Origin of the sequence: Streptomyces fagopyri, from assembly GCF_009498275.1 — a bacterium.
Taxonomy (GTDB): Bacteria; Actinomycetota; Actinomycetes; order Streptomycetales; family Streptomycetaceae; genus Streptomyces; species Streptomyces fagopyri.
In genome coordinates, this window is record NZ_CP045643.1 from 8,157,242 (window position 1) to 8,171,478 (window position 14,237).

16 protein-coding genes are annotated in these 14,237 nt (G+C 72.1%); 9 read left to right on the plus strand and 7 right to left on the minus strand.

What is annotated here, in order from left to right:
* Positions 1-8: 8 nt before the first annotated feature.
* The 3 genes from GFH48_RS35355 to GFH48_RS35365 all read right to left on the minus strand — a co-directional run bounded on the left by GFH48_RS35355 (position 9) and on the right by GFH48_RS35365 (position 2,762).
* Positions 9-707, minus strand: a complete 699-nt coding sequence (locus GFH48_RS35355) for an HAD family hydrolase (RefSeq protein WP_153292136.1) — start codon at positions 705-707, stop codon at positions 9-11.
* Positions 708-1,072: 365 nt separating this feature from the next.
* Positions 1,073-2,008, minus strand: a complete 936-nt coding sequence (locus tag GFH48_RS35360) for a M56 family metallopeptidase (RefSeq protein WP_153292137.1) — start codon at positions 2,006-2,008, stop codon at positions 1,073-1,075.
* Between the two features lie 118 nt (positions 2,009-2,126).
* Positions 2,127-2,762 carry a DUF5134 domain-containing protein gene (locus GFH48_RS35365; RefSeq protein WP_153292138.1) on the minus strand — a complete coding sequence of 212 codons (636 nt, stop codon included), beginning with the start codon at positions 2,760-2,762 and terminating at the stop codon, positions 2,127-2,129.
* A gap of 202 nt (positions 2,763-2,964) precedes the next feature.
* Between GFH48_RS35365 and GFH48_RS35370 the strand changes: the two genes are divergently transcribed.
* Complete coding sequence (locus GFH48_RS35370) at positions 2,965-4,644, plus strand: FUSC family protein (RefSeq protein ID WP_194280768.1); 1,680 nt, start codon at positions 2,965-2,967, stop codon at positions 4,642-4,644.
* Positions 4,641-5,204: a MarR family winged helix-turn-helix transcriptional regulator gene (locus tag GFH48_RS35375; RefSeq protein WP_153292139.1), complete on the plus strand. Its 564-nt coding sequence runs from the start codon at positions 4,641-4,643 to the stop codon at positions 5,202-5,204. The genes GFH48_RS35370 and GFH48_RS35375 overlap by 4 nt, the downstream gene beginning before the upstream one ends.
* A 153-nt stretch (positions 5,205-5,357) precedes the next feature.
* On the opposite strand, the gene GFH48_RS35380 is transcribed toward GFH48_RS35375, so the two are convergent.
* Positions 5,358-5,750, minus strand: a complete 393-nt coding sequence (locus GFH48_RS35380) for a VOC family protein (RefSeq protein ID WP_153292140.1) — start codon at positions 5,748-5,750, stop codon at positions 5,358-5,360.
* A gap of 246 nt (positions 5,751-5,996) precedes the next feature.
* On the opposite strand from GFH48_RS35380, the gene GFH48_RS35385 reads away from it, so the two are divergent.
* Positions 5,997-6,539, plus strand: coding sequence for a GNAT family N-acetyltransferase (locus GFH48_RS35385; RefSeq protein WP_153292141.1), 543 nt, complete (start codon positions 5,997-5,999; stop codon positions 6,537-6,539).
* Between the two features lie 45 nt (positions 6,540-6,584).
* Here GFH48_RS35385 and GFH48_RS35390 read toward each other — a convergent pair whose 3' ends face one another.
* The gene (locus tag GFH48_RS35390) at positions 6,585-7,268 is read right to left on the minus strand and encodes a glycerophosphodiester phosphodiesterase (RefSeq protein ID WP_153292142.1); all 684 of its coding nucleotides are present in this window, start codon (positions 7,266-7,268) and stop codon (positions 6,585-6,587) included.
* A gap of 443 nt (positions 7,269-7,711) precedes the next feature.
* Here GFH48_RS35390 and GFH48_RS35395 point away from each other — a divergent pair, with 443 nt between their 5' ends.
* The 5 genes from GFH48_RS35395 to GFH48_RS35415 all read left to right on the plus strand — a co-directional run bounded on the left by GFH48_RS35395 (position 7,712) and on the right by GFH48_RS35415 (position 12,346).
* Complete coding sequence (locus tag GFH48_RS35395) at positions 7,712-9,109, plus strand: DUF6421 family protein (protein ID WP_153292143.1); 1,398 nt, start codon at positions 7,712-7,714, stop codon at positions 9,107-9,109.
* A gap of 35 nt (positions 9,110-9,144) precedes the next feature.
* Entirely contained in the window at positions 9,145-9,891 is a 747-nt protein-coding gene (locus tag GFH48_RS35400) for an SDR family NAD(P)-dependent oxidoreductase (protein WP_153292144.1), read from the plus strand.
* On the plus strand, positions 9,888-10,961 hold the full coding sequence (locus GFH48_RS35405) for a threonine aldolase family protein (protein WP_153292145.1): 1,074 nt from the start codon (positions 9,888-9,890) through the stop codon (positions 10,959-10,961). Before GFH48_RS35400 ends, GFH48_RS35405 begins: the two co-directional genes overlap by 4 nt.
* Positions 10,962-11,058: 97 nt before the next feature.
* Complete coding sequence (locus tag GFH48_RS35410) at positions 11,059-11,631, plus strand: transglutaminase domain-containing protein (protein ID WP_153292146.1); 573 nt, start codon at positions 11,059-11,061, stop codon at positions 11,629-11,631.
* Positions 11,632-11,653: 22 nt separating this feature from the next.
* Positions 11,654-12,346, plus strand: coding sequence for a B3/B4 domain-containing protein (locus tag GFH48_RS35415; RefSeq protein WP_153292147.1), 693 nt, complete (start codon positions 11,654-11,656; stop codon positions 12,344-12,346).
* A 4-nt stretch (positions 12,347-12,350) separates the two neighbouring features.
* On the opposite strand, the gene GFH48_RS35420 is transcribed toward GFH48_RS35415, so the two are convergent.
* A complete protein-coding gene (locus GFH48_RS35420) occupies positions 12,351-13,079 on the minus strand; it encodes a lysophospholipid acyltransferase family protein (protein ID WP_153292148.1) in 729 nt (242 codons plus the stop codon).
* Between the two features lie 187 nt (positions 13,080-13,266).
* Positions 13,267-13,683 (minus strand): DUF4395 domain-containing protein, encoded by a 417-nt coding sequence (locus tag GFH48_RS35425; protein WP_153292149.1) that lies wholly within the window; start codon positions 13,681-13,683, stop codon positions 13,267-13,269.
* Between the two features lie 75 nt (positions 13,684-13,758).
* Between GFH48_RS35425 and GFH48_RS35430 the strand changes: the two genes are divergently transcribed.
* The gene (locus tag GFH48_RS35430; RefSeq protein ID WP_153293268.1) at positions 13,759-14,172 is read left to right on the plus strand and encodes a TlpA family protein disulfide reductase; all 414 of its coding nucleotides are present in this window, start codon (positions 13,759-13,761) and stop codon (positions 14,170-14,172) included.
* Positions 14,173-14,237: the final 65 nt, after the last annotated feature.

The following is a 14,237-nucleotide window of genomic DNA, read 5'->3' on the forward strand; positions in this document are numbered from 1 at the left end:
GCGGCCGGTCAGCCGATCAGGTCCAGTACCGGACGCAAACCGTCCGGCCGGGACGCCACGGGCAGGTGGTCCACGAAGTGCACCGCGCAGCCCAGCGCCGCCGCGCCTGCGTCGGAACGGCGATCGTCCCCGACCATCAGCGTGCTCCCGGGCTCCGTCCCCAGCGCCTCGCAGGCGGCCGCGAACAGCCGGACGTCCGGCTTCTGGATGCCGTGCTCGTACGACAGGACGTAGGCGCCGACGTACGGGTCGAGGCCGTGTGCGCGGAAGACGGGCCGCAGGTCCCAGCCGATGTTGCTGACCACGCCCACCGCGATCCCGCGTTCACGCAGCGCGGCGAGCACCTCCGCCGCGTCGGGATAGGGGCGCCAGGCGGCGGGCCTCATGTGGCGGTCGTACAGAGCTTCGTGCAGCGCGGGATCGGGCAGTGACACCTGCCGGGAGGCACCCGTGAACGCGGCCCGGTGCGCCGCCGCGCTCTCGTCGCGCCGCCGCCACACCTCCGCCAGTTCCGCGGGCAGCGGTCGTACGGGGACGGCGCCACCGGGGAGCGCGCCGACTGCCTCCAGCTCGGCCGCGCTTCTCGTCAACTCTGCCTCGGTGAGGGTGACTTCGGCCTCCGCCAGCACGGCACGCAGCCAGGACCCGGTGGACTCCACACGGAACAGGGTGCCGGAGAAGTCGAAGAGCACGCACTTGATCGTCATGAGGGCGATCCTTCGTGGCGCGGCCCGCCCGGGTCAAGGGCGCGCAGAGCCGTGCCGGTGTCCGCGGGGGATCTCCGCGGGCGCGCCGGCGACCCGGCCGCGGAGGACGTTCGGGGGGTCGGCGCAACCTGAGCCACACCCGGTCGGACGGTCGACCGGAAAGACGGAAGGCGGACAGGCGGCAGGTCGGCCCGGGCGTCACGGCGGTCGGGGCGTCACGGCGGTCGGTGCGGCCTCGCGCGCGGGCCGGGGAACCGGGTAGGACGCGGAACCACTCCGACCCGCTCCGCACCACTCGGCATCTGGCGGAACCACTCGGCACCGGCCCCCTGAACCGGAACGAGCGCGGGCTCGCGCGCGACGTCTCAGCCGAGGACCCGCAGCGCCGGTACGAACGTCACCAGCAGCGGGACGACCGGCACCAGGGTGGCCGCCGCCGTCAGGCGCAGCCGTCGCGACGGCGTCAGCCGGTCCTGAGGGGTGAGGAGGCGGCGCACACGCGCCGGGAGATGGGCCTGCGGCGTCGGACAGGGGCCGAACACGCCCCGGTCCTCGTTGAGTTCCACCAGCGCGAGGGCGATGGTGAGACGCCCGAAACGGCGAGACGCCATGTCGTCGGCGGCCAGTTCGACCAGCCGGTGCATCTCGTCCCGGAACGCCGCGAAGACCGGGACCTGCGGGAAGCCGACGGCGAGCGCGGCCGAGCAGTGCAGCAGCCAGTCGTGCCGGGCCCGCGCGTGCCCCTGCTCGTGGGCGAGCACGGCGTCCAGACGGCGCCCCTTGAGGCGGCGCAACGCGGCTGTGGTGATGACGAGTTGGGGCGCGGGACCGGGCAGGAACCAGGCGTCCGGACGCTCGCCCTCCAGCACCACCAGCCGATCGCTGCCGGGCTCCTCGCCGGGCAACAGCGGTGCGCGCAGGCGCAGTTCCGCACGGCTGTGACGATGGCGCGCCCGCGCGCCCAGCACCTCGCGGACCAGCATCGCCGCGGTCCAGGCGCCCCCGCACGCGAGCGCCACCGCGGTCGTCGCGGCCCATGGGCCCTTGGCGCTCAACGCGTAGGCGTTCACGACCGAGTGGGGTGCGGGAGCGAACACATGGCCGCGCACCGCCCCCCACGCGGCGGCCGCGCTCAGCGTCATGGACAGCGCACAGCAGAGCAGAACGGCCGCCACCACGCACTGCCACACCCACAGGGCGACCACGGGTTCGCGGTCCGGCCAGTCCGCCCGGGCGAGCAGCCGTGGAGCGACCACGGCGGCCAGGGCGCCGAGCAGCAACAGTGCCGCGGGGACCATCATGGCCGAAGCCTATGAGCGGAGCGTCGCCGGGGGATACGGGCCGCGACGGCAAAGTGACGTACACCACGGTTTCGCGGCGCCCGGCGGGCGCGGTCTCACGGGGTGGCGGGCGCGGGTGTCAGAGCGTGACCAGCATGGCGAGCATCGCGATCCCCATCGACAGCCGGCACGCCTGCGACAGCTCGGGACGATCACCCCAGCCGGGCGTCCGGGCGGCACCGGGCAGCCTCGCCCCGGTGCTCCCGGTGCTCCCGGTGCTCCCGGTGCTCCCGGTGCTCCCGGTGCTCCCGGTGCTCCCGGTGCTCCCGGCCACGGCCGTGACCGGGAGCAGCCTGACCCCGGACAGCAGTACGTACGCCGAGAAGTAGACAAGGAGCGCCCCGGTCACCAGCGGCACCCCGGAACCGCCGTGCGCGTGGTGGTGGCCGGGGGAAGCGGCCATCACGCCCGCCATGTAGACCATCGCGCAGGTCCCGACCAGATGGTGCAGATGATGCCCGCCCCCGCGGGCCGCCCACAGTGCGCGCAGGGCGGCCGCGCCGAACACCGCGGCGTACCCGAGCCAGGCCCAGTGCGGCGGGGCGACCACGGCCGCGGGCACGGCCATCGCCGCCATGCCGAACCCCATGAGGGCCTCGCCGCCGGCCGTGCGGCGCTGATCCTCGACCACGCTGCGCATCCGCAGCAGACAGTAGGCCCCCGCCGCCGCGCACAGCGCGACGAGCAGCCAGCCGGGCGAAGCCGGTCCGTGCACCGTGCACCTCCCCCCGCTCGACGCTGTCGGACGTCGGACCGGGCATGCCCGCACGCGGGGGTGCGCAAGCCGGTGGAGGCCGGGCGCAAGGGTGCATTCGGGGGAGCGTGCGGGGAGCGTCGCAGGTGGGAGAGGCGGACGGGGCGGCCTCGATATGTTGCGTGAGTATTTTACTCGTAAAATATCTGTTATTCTTCACCGTATGAGCACCGCGACCCCCCAGATGCCCCGGGCGCGCCGCCCCCGTCCCCTTTCGGGCGCGCGTCGCCTCCCGCTGGCCGGGGTGCTGCGGCTCGGCCGGCCCTCCGACATCTGGTTCAAGCCCGCGCTGAGTGTGGTCGTCTCGGTGGCTCCGCCGAATCTGGCGCTGCTGGCGCTCGGCCGGCTGGACCTGGCGATGTACACCATGGCCGGGTCGCTCTGCGCGCTCTACGCACACAACCGTCCGTACGCCGCCCGTGCCCGTGCCCTCGCCCTGGTGGTGCTCGGGATGCTCGCCGGACTCGCCGTCGCCCTGACCTCGGCGTCCCTCACCACGAACCCCGCCGTCCTCGTCACGGTCGGCGCTCTGCTGGCCGCCGTGCAGAAGGTGCTGTGCGACGCCACCCGGGTCGGGCCGCCCGGCCATGTGGTCCTCTCCTTCATCAGCTCCGCGTCCCTCTTCGTCCCGCAGACGCTCGGCGAGGTCCCCGGCCATCTCGCGCTGGGAGCCGCGGCGGGCGTCTGGGCTTGGGTCGTCGGCATGGCGCCGGGAGTCCTCCGCCCGCACGGACCGGAGCGCCGGACCACCGCGCACGCTCTCGACGCCGCCGCGGCGTACGCCGCGACGCGGGGCGACGGCGCCGGGTCCGCCCGTGCCCGCGCCGCCGCGGCCGCCGCCGTCCACGGGGCATGGCAGTCGCTGCTCTCCATCGGCGCCCGCTCCGCGCCCCGGCGCGCCCTCGAACGACTCGTCGTACGCGCCGAGGTCGCGATCGCCGCGCCCGCCGACACGGAGCCCGAGCGCCTGCGCCGCTGGGCGCGCGACCTGCGCGGCACCGGCCCCGTACCGCACCCTGACGGCCTCGGCGCGGCCGCCGGTGAACTCCTGGGCGTGGAGGCCGAACTCGCCTTCGGACAGCGGCCGTTGCTACGGCGACTCGGCCCACTGGCCCCGATCGCGCTGCGCGTCGCGCTCGGCTGCTCGCTGGCCGGCTGGGCCTCGCTCGCCCTCGGTGTCGGCCGCCCCTACTGGGCCCTCGTCACCGCCGCCTCGCTCTACCAGACCAACGTCACCCTGACCTGGAGCCGGGGCGTGCAGCGCGTCGTCGGCAACCTCGTCGGCGTACTCGTCTTCGCTGCCCTCGTCCCGCTCGCCCACCTCGGTGCGGCGGCCCTCGTGCTGTGCTGTCTCGCCCTCAACTTCGGAGCCGAGGCTCTGATCGGTCGCAACTACTGGCTCGGCAGCGTCTGTGTCACCCCCATGGCCCTGCTCATCACCGAGTTCGCCCATCTCCAGCGGCCCGGCGAGCTGATGACCGACCGGGTCGTCGACACGCTGGTGGGCGCGCTGGCCGGCTTCGCCGCGGCGGTCGCCGTCACCAACCGTCGGGCCGGCGACCGCGTCGAGGACGCCCTCGACGCGGTCGAGCGCGCCGACGAGCGCGCCGTGCGGGTCCTCGGCTCGGAGCGTCCCGCGCCCGGCGCCCTGGAGTCCGCGCGCCGCGACCTGGCCGGCGCCGTCGTCGAACTGCGGGCGACCGCCGAGGCCGCGGCCGGCGAATGGTGGCAACGCGCCCTGCCGGAGGAGCGGGTGATGCGGGCGGAACGGTCCGGACACCGTACGCTCGCGGCGACGGTACGACGGCAGGGACTGCACTCCGTGGAGGGCGCACAGGCATGACGGCAGCGAACGGGCGGGCGGCGGGCGGGGATCCCGGCGCCGGACGGGCGGCGGTGCCCGGGGACACGATGGCCGCGGTCGTACGGCAATGGCGGGCGGTGCATCCCGGCATCGACACCGGACCGATGGAGATCATCGGCCGGATCAACCGCTCGGCCGCGCTCCTCCAGCAGGCCGAGGACGCCCCGCTGCGCCGGGCCGGGCTGACCCGCCCCGAGTTCGACGTCCTCGGGACGCTCCGCCGTACCGGCCACGAGCTGACCCCCAGCGAGATCGCCCGTGAGACGTTCTCCTCCGGCGCGGCCGTCACCAAGCGCCTCAAGCAACTGACCGAGCGCGGCCTGGTCGAACGCCGCGGCGACACCCGTGACCGCAGGGTCGCGCACGTCCGGCTCACCGACGCCGGGCGCGAGCTCGTCGACGGCATCCTGCCCCAGCAGCTCGCCTACGAGACGACGGCGCTGTCCGGCATCGACCCCACCCGCCAGCGTGAACTCGCCTCGCTTCTGGGGGAGTTGCTCGGCCAGCTGGAGGGCCGACTCGGAGTCCCGCGCGGCTGAGCGGCACCGGGCCGTGCCCCGTGACTCCGCCCGCCGCGCAGGCCTCGGTGCCGGCGCTGTGCTCCGGGTGCGGAGTCCGTCCACGCACCGCCGCTCGACCGGGCGGCGGCGACACCGGCGGTCGGCTCGCCGCTCTCCGGGTGCCGGGTCGCCTCAGATTCCTGGCCGGTGGCGCAGCGGATGGTCCGCCGGGATCTCCACGAGCACGATCTCGGTGCCGTCCGGATCGGCGATCCACATCTCGATCAGCCCCCAGGGCTCCTTGACCGGGGGACGCAGGATCTCGACGCCGGCGGCCGTCAGCTCCTCGTGCGCCGCGGCCGCGTCGGCCACCTGGAGCCACAGCCTGAGCGCGGGCGAGGGCGTTACGTCGCAACGGCCGGAGACCTCCAGGAAGCCGCCGCCGAGGAAGTAGACCGTGCCGCGCTCGGGCCCCGTGCCGAACTCCCGGTGGACGGCGAGGCCCAGCTGCCCGCCGTAGAAGGCGCGGGAGCGCTCCGGGTCGGCGGGACGCAGGAGGGTCCGGCTGCTCAGTACATGCACCATGCCCCCGGAGCCTAGGGGCTCTCGCGTGATCCCCGGTGGATCAGCGCGCGGCGCCGGACGCCGCGCCTCGCACGCGTGGTTCCGGGGCCTCCCCGTGCCGGGTGGGTCCCGGCGCCGCGACGACGGGCGGCGGGGTGCCGCGGCCGTCGTCGCGCGCTGATCCACCGGCGATCACGGCAGGTGGGCCGGGCGGGGCGTTACGCTCGGCGGTGCCCGACCCGCGCCACAGATTCGGAGAACCGCTCCATGGACACCGCCGCCTCCCACGGACTGACCTTCCGCGACGCCACCGACGCGGACGCCGATGTCCTCGTCGCGCTGATCGAGTCCGCGTACCGCGGTGACGCCAGCCGGGCCGGCTGGACCACGGAGGCCGACATCCTCCAGGGGCAGCGGACCGACCCGGAGGGCGTGCTCGCCGTCATCAAGGCGCCGGACAGCCGGCTGCTGACCGTCGAGCGGGACGGCGCCGTCGTCGCCTGCTGCCAGCTGGAACACCGCGGCGACCACGCCTACTTCGGCATGTTCGCGGTCAGCCCGGCACTCCAGGGCGGTGGCCTGGGCAAGGTGATCCTCGCCGAGGCGGAGCGGTACGCGCGCGAGACCTGGGACGTCGTGGAGATGCACATGACCGTGATCTCCGTACGCGACGACCTCATCGCCTGGTACGAGCGGCGCGGCTACCGCCGTACGGGACGGATGACCCCGTTCCCGTACGGCGACGAGCGCTTCGGTGTCCCGCAGCGCGACGACCTGCGGTTCGAGCTGCTGGTCAAGCCGCTGGGCTGATGCCCGGCGTGGCCGCGAGCAGCGGTCCGGGCGGCGCCCGGCGGGTCACGCCGTGAAGCGGCCGGTGCGTTTGATCTGGGGGTAGTCGGTGGTCGCGCCGTCCAGCTCCAGCGCGCGCACCAGCCGCAGCTGGTCCTGGGTGTTCACCACCCACCCGATGATCCTCAGACCGGACTCGCGGGCGTGCTCGACGACCTCCAGGGTCAGCCGGCGGATGTTCAGGCAGACGGTCGCGGCACCGGCCTCCACGGCGCGGTCCACGACGTCGACGCCGTAGCGGCTCGCGATGAGCGCGGTGCGGACGCCCGGCACGAGCCGGGTGACCTCGGCGATCGCCTCGTCGTGGAACGACGACACCTCGACGCGTCCCACCAGGTCGCGCCGGTGCATCACGTCGGCCAGCGCCCGTGCCGCGGCGGTGTCCTTGATCTCGGCCTGCAACGGCGCCCTGACGGCGTCCAGGACCTCTTCGAAGACGGGTACGCGCTCACCGCACCCGGCGTCCAGCGCCCGCAGCTCCGCGAGCGTCATCTCGGAGACCGGCCCCGAACCGTCGGTCGTACGGTCCACGTCCGCGTCGTGCATGACGACGAGCGCGCCGTCCTTGCTCAGATGCAGATCGAGTTCGATCAGGTCGAGGCCCGCGTTCTGGGCGGCGACGAAGGAACGGAGGGTGTTCTCGGGCTCGACACCCATCACTCCGCGATGACCGATGGTGAGGAAGTTCAAGACGCGACTCGCTTCCGTCGACGGCGGCTCTGCGCACGCGTGGTCCCGGCGGCGCCCACGCGGCAAGGCCGCAGCCTAATCGCCCGGCCGCGCGATGTACCCGCTCGTACGCCGGCAGGGCGTGTCCCGGCCGGGCGGGGTACGCCCTCGCGACCCGGTCCGGATCACCCGGGGGTGGGCGAGTCCTGTGGTGATTGACGACTCGGGTCGACCGGACCGCGCGGCGGTCGGGCCCCTGTCGTGACGTCCCGCGGACACCTTCCGCGGATGTCCGGAACGCCCGATACCGCTTGACGGAAGTAGTCGCCCATGCGGTGTACGACAGGAAAAAGAGCGGTGAAGGTGGGGGTTGCGCAGGATAATCTATCGATACTCCCCTTGCGGGAAGGAACCTCATTTACATACGGTGTGCATACGCGAGGTTCTCCCGTGGAGGATGAGACATGACGGAAATTCTTGTGCAGGTGGGTACGGAGGAGCAGGCTCCTCCCGTGGGCAGGGTGGTGGAGCACCCGGCTTGGCCCGTGCTCAAGGATGCCGTGGAGGAGATCCGCCCATGGCAGTCCAAGGACGGCTCGATCGACTTCGAGGCGGAGGGAGCCCCGGATTCCGCCGATGTCGAGCTGGCCGTACGCCGGGCGATAGACGCCGTCGAGCGGCTCGCCCCGCTGCTGCCGCACGACGCGGCGTACCACGAGGCGCTCGTGAAGGATCTGCGCGGCTGGGCCGACGGGGGCTTCCTGGTCCCCGACTTCCTGGACTCGCTGCTGGCCTTCCAGCCCGCCGCGAACCGTGAGGACGGCCTCCAGCACCTGGTGGTCTTCCCGATGTACACGCAGAACGGCAACCCGGACCGCAACTTCGAGGCGGTCGTGCTGCGCATGGTCTGGCCGGACTGGCTGGCCGAGCTGGAGCGCACCCGCTACGACAACCCGCTGTTCTGCGGGATCACCTTCGAGGACTTCACGGCGGGCTACGACACCAACTCGGCCGTCCTCTTCCCGGAGACCATCGCCGTGCGCGAGGCACCCGCGCGCTTCAGCTGGGGCGGTATCTTCTGCGACCGCGAGGCCGCCCGCTTCCGCGCCGTCACCGAGGCCGCCGTGGACGTCCTGGGCCTCCAGCTGCCCGAGGACATCGCCGCGATGGTGCAGGACCAGGAGCGCTGCGAGCAGGCCTTCGTGCTGTGGGACATGGTCCACGACCGCACCCACAGCCACGGCGACCTGCCCTTCGACCCGTTCATGATCAAGCAGCGGCAGCCGTTCTGGATGTACGGCCTCGAAGAGCTGCGCTGCGACCTCACCGCCTTCAAGGAGGCTGTGAAGCTGGAGGCCGAGGGTCACCAGCACGGCCGTGACGTGCAGTACGCGGTGCTCTTCGACCGGATGTTCCGCTTCCCGGTCACCGGCGACCGCAACCGCAACTACGACGGCCTCGGCGGCCAGCTGCTCTTCGCCTACCTGCACAAGCACGACGTCGTCCGCTGGACCGACAACAAGCTGCACATCGACTGGCAGCGCGCCCCGCAGGTCACCAACCAGCTGTGCGCCGAGATCGAGGACCTCTACCGGGCCGGCATCGACCGTCCCAAGCTCGTCCACTGGTTCAAGGCGTACGAGCTGGTCTCCGGCTACCTCGCCCCGCACCCGGGATCGCGCTGGGCCAAGGGTCCGGACGCCCTGGATCTGAGCCAGCCCCCGCGCAAGCTCGTGGACGACGTGCTTCCGGACGAGTTTCCGCTGAGCATGTTCTATGAGGCGCTCTCCAAGAAGCTGAAGAACGTGATCGCCTCGACCAGGGGCATCACCGCGGCCGGCGCCGAGCGGGTCGCCGCGTGAGCGCCCGCGCCGAGGACGCTCAGGAGGCGAAGAAGATGGCGAACGGAGCTCTCAGCGGTGCGGTGATCGCGGTGGCCGGCGCGGGTGGACCCGCCGGACGCGCGACGCTGGCCCGGCTCGCCGACGCGGGCGCGACCGTCGTCGGCTCGGACAACGACCCCGAGCGGCTCGCGGCGGCCGTGGACGCGGCCCGCTACGGGCACGGCGGCGCCACCGTGGTCGGGGACACCGTGGACCTGCTCGACCTGCAGTCGACGCGTGAGTGGGCCACCCGGATCGAGAAGGACTTCGGCCGGGTCGACGGTCTGGTCCACCTCGTCGGCGGCTGGCGCGGCAGCGAGACCTTCACCAAGACGAGCCTGGACGACTGGGACTTCCTGGAGCTGCTGCTCGTCCGTACCGTGCAGCACACCTCCCTCGCGTTCCACGAGGCGCTGCAGCGCAGCGACCGCGGCCGGTACGTCCTGATCAGCGCCGCGGCGGCGAGCAAGCCGACGGCGAGCAACGCCGCCTACGCCGCGGGCAAGGCCGCCGCCGAGGCGTGGACACTGGCCATGGGCGACTTCTTCCGTAAGGCGGGGGGCGAGGAGGGCCCGACCTCCGCGGCTGTCATCCTGGTGGTCAAGGCACTGGTGCACGACGCGATGCGCGCCGAGCGCCCGAACGCGAAGTTCGCGGGCTTCACGGACGTCGACGCGCTGGCGGAGTCCATCGCGGGCGTCTGGGACCTGCCCGCCGGTGAAGTGAACGGAAAACGTCTGTGGCTGACCGAGAAGCCGTGAACCGTCCGAAGACCGACGCCCGGCGGCACCACGACCCGGCCGTCCGCGGCTTCGCCAGCGACAACTACGCGGGCGCCCACCCCGAGGTGCTCGCGGCGGTCGCGCTGGCCAACGGCGGACACCAGGTCGCGTACGGCGAGGACGACTACACGGCGAACCTCCAGAGGATCATCCGCAGCCACTTCGGTGCCACCGCGGAGGCCTTCCCGGTCTTCAACGGCACCGGGGCCAACGTCGTCGCGCTCCAGGCGGTCACCGACCGCTGGGGAGCGGTGATCTGCGCCGAGAGCGCGCACATCAACGTCGACGAGGGCGGGGCGCCCGAGCGCATGGGCGGCCTCAAGCTGCTCACCGTCCCCACACCGGACGGCAAGCTCACCCCCGAGCTGATCGACCGGCAGGCGTACGGCTGGGACGACGAGCACCGTGCCATGCCGCAGGTCGTCTCGATCACCCAGAGCACCGAGCTGGGCACGCTCTACACACCCGACGAGATCCGTGACATCTGCGACCACGCCCACGCGCACGGCATGAAGGTGCACCTGGACGGGTCCCGGATAGCCAACGCGGCCGCCTCGCTCGACGTCCCGATGCGGACGTTCACCAACGCGGTCGGCGTCGACATCCTGAGCCTGGGCGGGACGAAGAACGGCGCGCTGTACGGGGAGGCGGTCGTCGTCCTGAACCAGGACGCCGTCCGGCAGATGAAGCACCTGCGCAAGCTCTCGATGCAGCTGGCGTCCAAGATGCGCTTCGTCTCCGTGCAGCTGGAGGCGCTGCTCGCCAAGGACCTGTGGCTGCGCAACGCCCGCCACGCCAACGGGATGGCCCAGCGGCTGGCCGAGGGCGTGCGCTCGGTGCACGGCGTGGAGATCATCCACCCGGTCCAGGCCAACGCGGTCTTCGCCCGCCTCCCGCACGACGTGAGCGAGCGGCTGCAGAAGCGCCACCGCTTCTACTTCTGGGACGAGGCCGCGGGCGACGTCCGCTGGATGTGCTCCTTCGACACCACCGAGGACGACGTCGACGGCTTCCTGGCCGCGCTCAAGGAGGAGATGGCCCAGCACTAGGCGCCATCGTCCGTCACTTCCCGACGTACTGCATAGGTATGCGGTCGACCGAAAAGTCATTGACTCTCGGTCGGCCGTATTCCTATGCTCTGCGGATATGGAGCTCATCCAGGAAAACCCGGACATCTCCGCCTACTTGGTCGCCGACGAGGTGATCGACCACCATCATCCGCTGGTGCGGGCGACGGCTGCCCGGCTCGCGAAGGAGGCCGCCGACTCGTATGCCTATGCGCGGGCGGCCTTCGAATTCGTGCGCGACACCATCCCGCACTCGCACGACTCGGGTGACCCGCGTGTCACCTGGCGCGCCTCCGACGTCCTCGGGCTGCGCACCGGTGTCTGCTACGCGAAGGCCCATGCCCTGGCCGCGCTGCTGCGCGCCGAGGACATCCCGACCGCGTTCTGCTACCAGAAGTTCGACGAGGTGCACGGGCTGGTGGCCGTGCGGTTCCACGGGGCATGGCACCGGCAGGACCCCCGCGGAAACAAGCCCGGTGTGGACGCGCGGTTCTCCCTGGACGGTGAGCGGCTCGCCTTCACGCCCGACCCGGAGTCCAATGAGCTGGACTACCCGGTCCTGTACGCTGAACCTCATCCGGTCGTGCTGAGCACCCTGAGGGCCGCCCCCGACCGGACGCGTCTGTGGGAGACGCTCCCCACCGCACTCTGAGGCAAGGCAGGCATCGCGGATCATGACCCTCACGCTCACCGTGTCCGACGAGGTGCGCGCCCTGGCGCCCGGCTTCACCCATGTCGCCGTCGAGGCGTACGGACTCGTCAACGGGCCCAGCACCGAGGGGACTTCGGCGCTGCTCGACGACGCGGCCCGAAGGCTGGCCGGACGCCTCGACGGCCGCGCCCCGCACGAGGACCCGCACATGGCGGCCTGGCGCGAGGTCTACACGGCCTTCGGGTCCAAGCCCTCGCGCACCCGCAACTCGGCGGAGGCGCTGGCCAGACGTGCCCTGACGGACGCCGGACTGCCCCGGATCAACGTGCTGGTCGACCTCTACAACGCGATGAGCGTCGCCCACCTGATCCCGGTCGGGGGTGAGGACATCGAGCGCGTCAGCGGCGGGATGCGGCTCGTGCGGGCCACGGGCGAAGAGGAGTTCGTGACCGTCACGGGCGGCGCCGAGACCGTGGAACACCCGGACGCGGGCGAAGTGGTCTGGCGCGACGGGGTCGGTGTGACCTGCCGGCGCTGGAACTGGCGCCAGGGACCGCGCACCCGTCTCACCGAGGAGTCCACCTCCGCGATCTTCCTGCTGGAGGGGCTCGCGCCGACGCCGGTGGCCGAGATCGGGGCGGCGGCCGCCGAACTCGCCGAACTGCTGGAGAAGTTCAGCCCCGGGGCACGCGTCACCGTGCATGCCCCGGAGTGACGAGTCAGCGGGCCTCGGCCGCCTTGACCTCTTCGGGGGTCGGTGCCGTACCACCGAGATGCGCGGGCATCCACCAGGTGTCGTCCGGCCCCTTGGGGCGCACGGGATAGGCGCGCTGCGCGGCCTCCAGGAGCTCCTGGACACGCTCGCGCAGTCGCCGGGTGATGGCGCCCGCGTACTGGTCCTGGGGAGCCTCCACCGCTTCGCCCACCCGGATCGTGATCGGGGTGTGGCTGCGCTTGAAGTTGCGCGGGTGCCCCTTGGTCCACAGCCGCTGGGTGCCCCACAGCGACATCGGGATCAGCGGGACGCCGGCCTCCTGAGCCATGCGCGCGGCACCCGACTTGAAGCTCTTCAGCGTGAACGACTGGGAGATGGTCGCCTCGGGGAAGACGCCGACGATCTCGCCCGAACGCAGCGACTCCAGCGCGTGCTGATAGGCCGTCTCACCCTGCTTCCGGTCCACCGGGATGTGCTTCATGCCCCGCATCAGCGGACCGGAGATCCGGTGCCGGAACACCGACTCCTTCGCCATGAAACGCACCAGGCGCTTCTGTGGCAAGGCGGCGAGACCGTCGAAGATGAAGTCCAGATAGCTGATGTGGTTGCTGACCAGCACGGCGCCGCCCGAGCGCGGAATGTTCTCCGTTCCCTTGCAGTCGATCTTGAGGTCCCATGCCCTGAACAACGTTTGGGCGAGACCGACGACGGGACGGTAGACAAGCTCTGCCATGGACGGGGTGGACCCTTCTCTCTGCCTGGGAAGGGGTCCCCCCGGCGGAAAAGTTACGCAGCCGTAGGTTTACGGCATTGCGCAGATCGTGCCCGAAGAACGGACGAGTGGCCAGTCCTGGTGCCTCGCGGCGGCGAGATCCTCGTCACGTCGTCCCCGTGATCCACCTCGGACTTTTAACTCGCCTTTACTGCACGCGTACTGATACCCGTCGTACGAGCAGGTACATCTCGCACCCCAGGCAGTACCCGAACACCGCATTCAGAAACGCGGCCGCCAGCGCGCAAGCGGTCGCCGCGAGCCCCAGCCAGGCGGGCCCCACCGCGTAACCGACCAACCCCACCGCCGCGAACGCCAGTCCGACCGCCTGGGCGAACCGCGGTGGCCCCGGCGCCTCGAAGCCGGTCGGCGGCCCGATCCGGGGACGTACGGCCGCCTTGAACAGCAGCCCGTACGGCGAGCGCGTGACGCCACCCGCCGCGCCCAGCGCGAACGCCAGTGTCTGCCAGGCCAGTAGCCAGGCGCTGCCGGTGACCAGCACGGTTGCCAGCACGGCAGCCGTCACGGCCGCGCCGAACCGCGGCCCTCTCACGTCGATGTCCATGAATCAAGCATTCCGCAGCGGGGGCGATCCGGGGCCCCGGGAATCTTTGCGGTCTCATGAATGCTTGTGCACATGATGACCGGACTTGTGGTGTGCATGGTGGTGCTCGCCGCGGCGAGCGGATACGGACTGCTGCACCAGCGGCGGAGCGGGAGGGTGAGGGTGCGCGGACGCGACGGCGGAAAGCGGCTCGGCGCGGCGGAGTTGGGGGAGGGGCTCGGCGAACGGGCCACGCTCGTGCAGTTCTCCAGCGCCTTCTGCGCCCCCTGCCGGGCCACCCGGCGGGTGCTCGCCGAGGTCGCCGGGCTGGTGCCCGGTGTGTCCCACGTCGAGATCGACGCCGAGGACCACCTCGACCTCGTCCGCGAACTGGACATCCTCAAGACGCCGACCGTGCTCGTGCTGGACGCCGAGGGGCGGATCGTGCGCCGCGCGACCGGCCAACCGCGCAAGGCGGATGTGATCGCGGCGCTCGGTGAGGCCGTGTGACCCGGCGGACCGACGGGTTCCGGCCCGCCCGGACCGGCTCCGTCCGCCTGTGAGGCGACGGTGAG

Coding starts and splice junctions, on each gene's coding strand:
- GFH48_RS35370 (WP_194280768.1), top strand. CDS start 2,965: ATGAGCACCGCGACCCCCCAGATGCCCCGGGCGCGCCGCCCCCGTCCC.
- GFH48_RS35410 (WP_153292146.1), top strand. CDS start 11,059: ATGGAGCTCATCCAGGAAAACCCGGACATCTCCGCCTACTTGGTCGCC.
- GFH48_RS35385 (WP_153292141.1), top strand. CDS start 5,997: ATGGACACCGCCGCCTCCCACGGACTGACCTTCCGCGACGCCACCGAC.
- GFH48_RS35380 (WP_153292140.1), bottom strand. CDS start 5,750: ATGGTGCATGTACTGAGCAGCCGGACCCTCCTGCGTCCCGCCGACCCG.
- GFH48_RS35425 (WP_153292149.1), bottom strand. CDS start 13,683: ATGGACATCGACGTGAGAGGGCCGCGGTTCGGCGCGGCCGTGACGGCT.
- GFH48_RS35400 (WP_153292144.1), top strand. CDS start 9,145: ATGGCGAACGGAGCTCTCAGCGGTGCGGTGATCGCGGTGGCCGGCGCG.
- GFH48_RS35360 (WP_153292137.1), bottom strand. CDS start 2,008: ATGATGGTCCCCGCGGCACTGTTGCTGCTCGGCGCCCTGGCCGCCGTG.
- GFH48_RS35375 (WP_153292139.1), top strand. CDS start 4,641: ATGACGGCAGCGAACGGGCGGGCGGCGGGCGGGGATCCCGGCGCCGGA.
- GFH48_RS35415 (WP_153292147.1), top strand. CDS start 11,654: ATGACCCTCACGCTCACCGTGTCCGACGAGGTGCGCGCCCTGGCGCCC.
- GFH48_RS35420 (WP_153292148.1), bottom strand. CDS start 13,079: ATGGCAGAGCTTGTCTACCGTCCCGTCGTCGGTCTCGCCCAAACGTTG.
- GFH48_RS35355 (WP_153292136.1), bottom strand. CDS start 707: ATGACGATCAAGTGCGTGCTCTTCGACTTCTCCGGCACCCTGTTCCGT.
- GFH48_RS35430 (WP_153293268.1), top strand. CDS start 13,759: ATGACCGGACTTGTGGTGTGCATGGTGGTGCTCGCCGCGGCGAGCGGA.
- GFH48_RS35395 (WP_153292143.1), top strand. CDS start 7,712: ATGACGGAAATTCTTGTGCAGGTGGGTACGGAGGAGCAGGCTCCTCCC.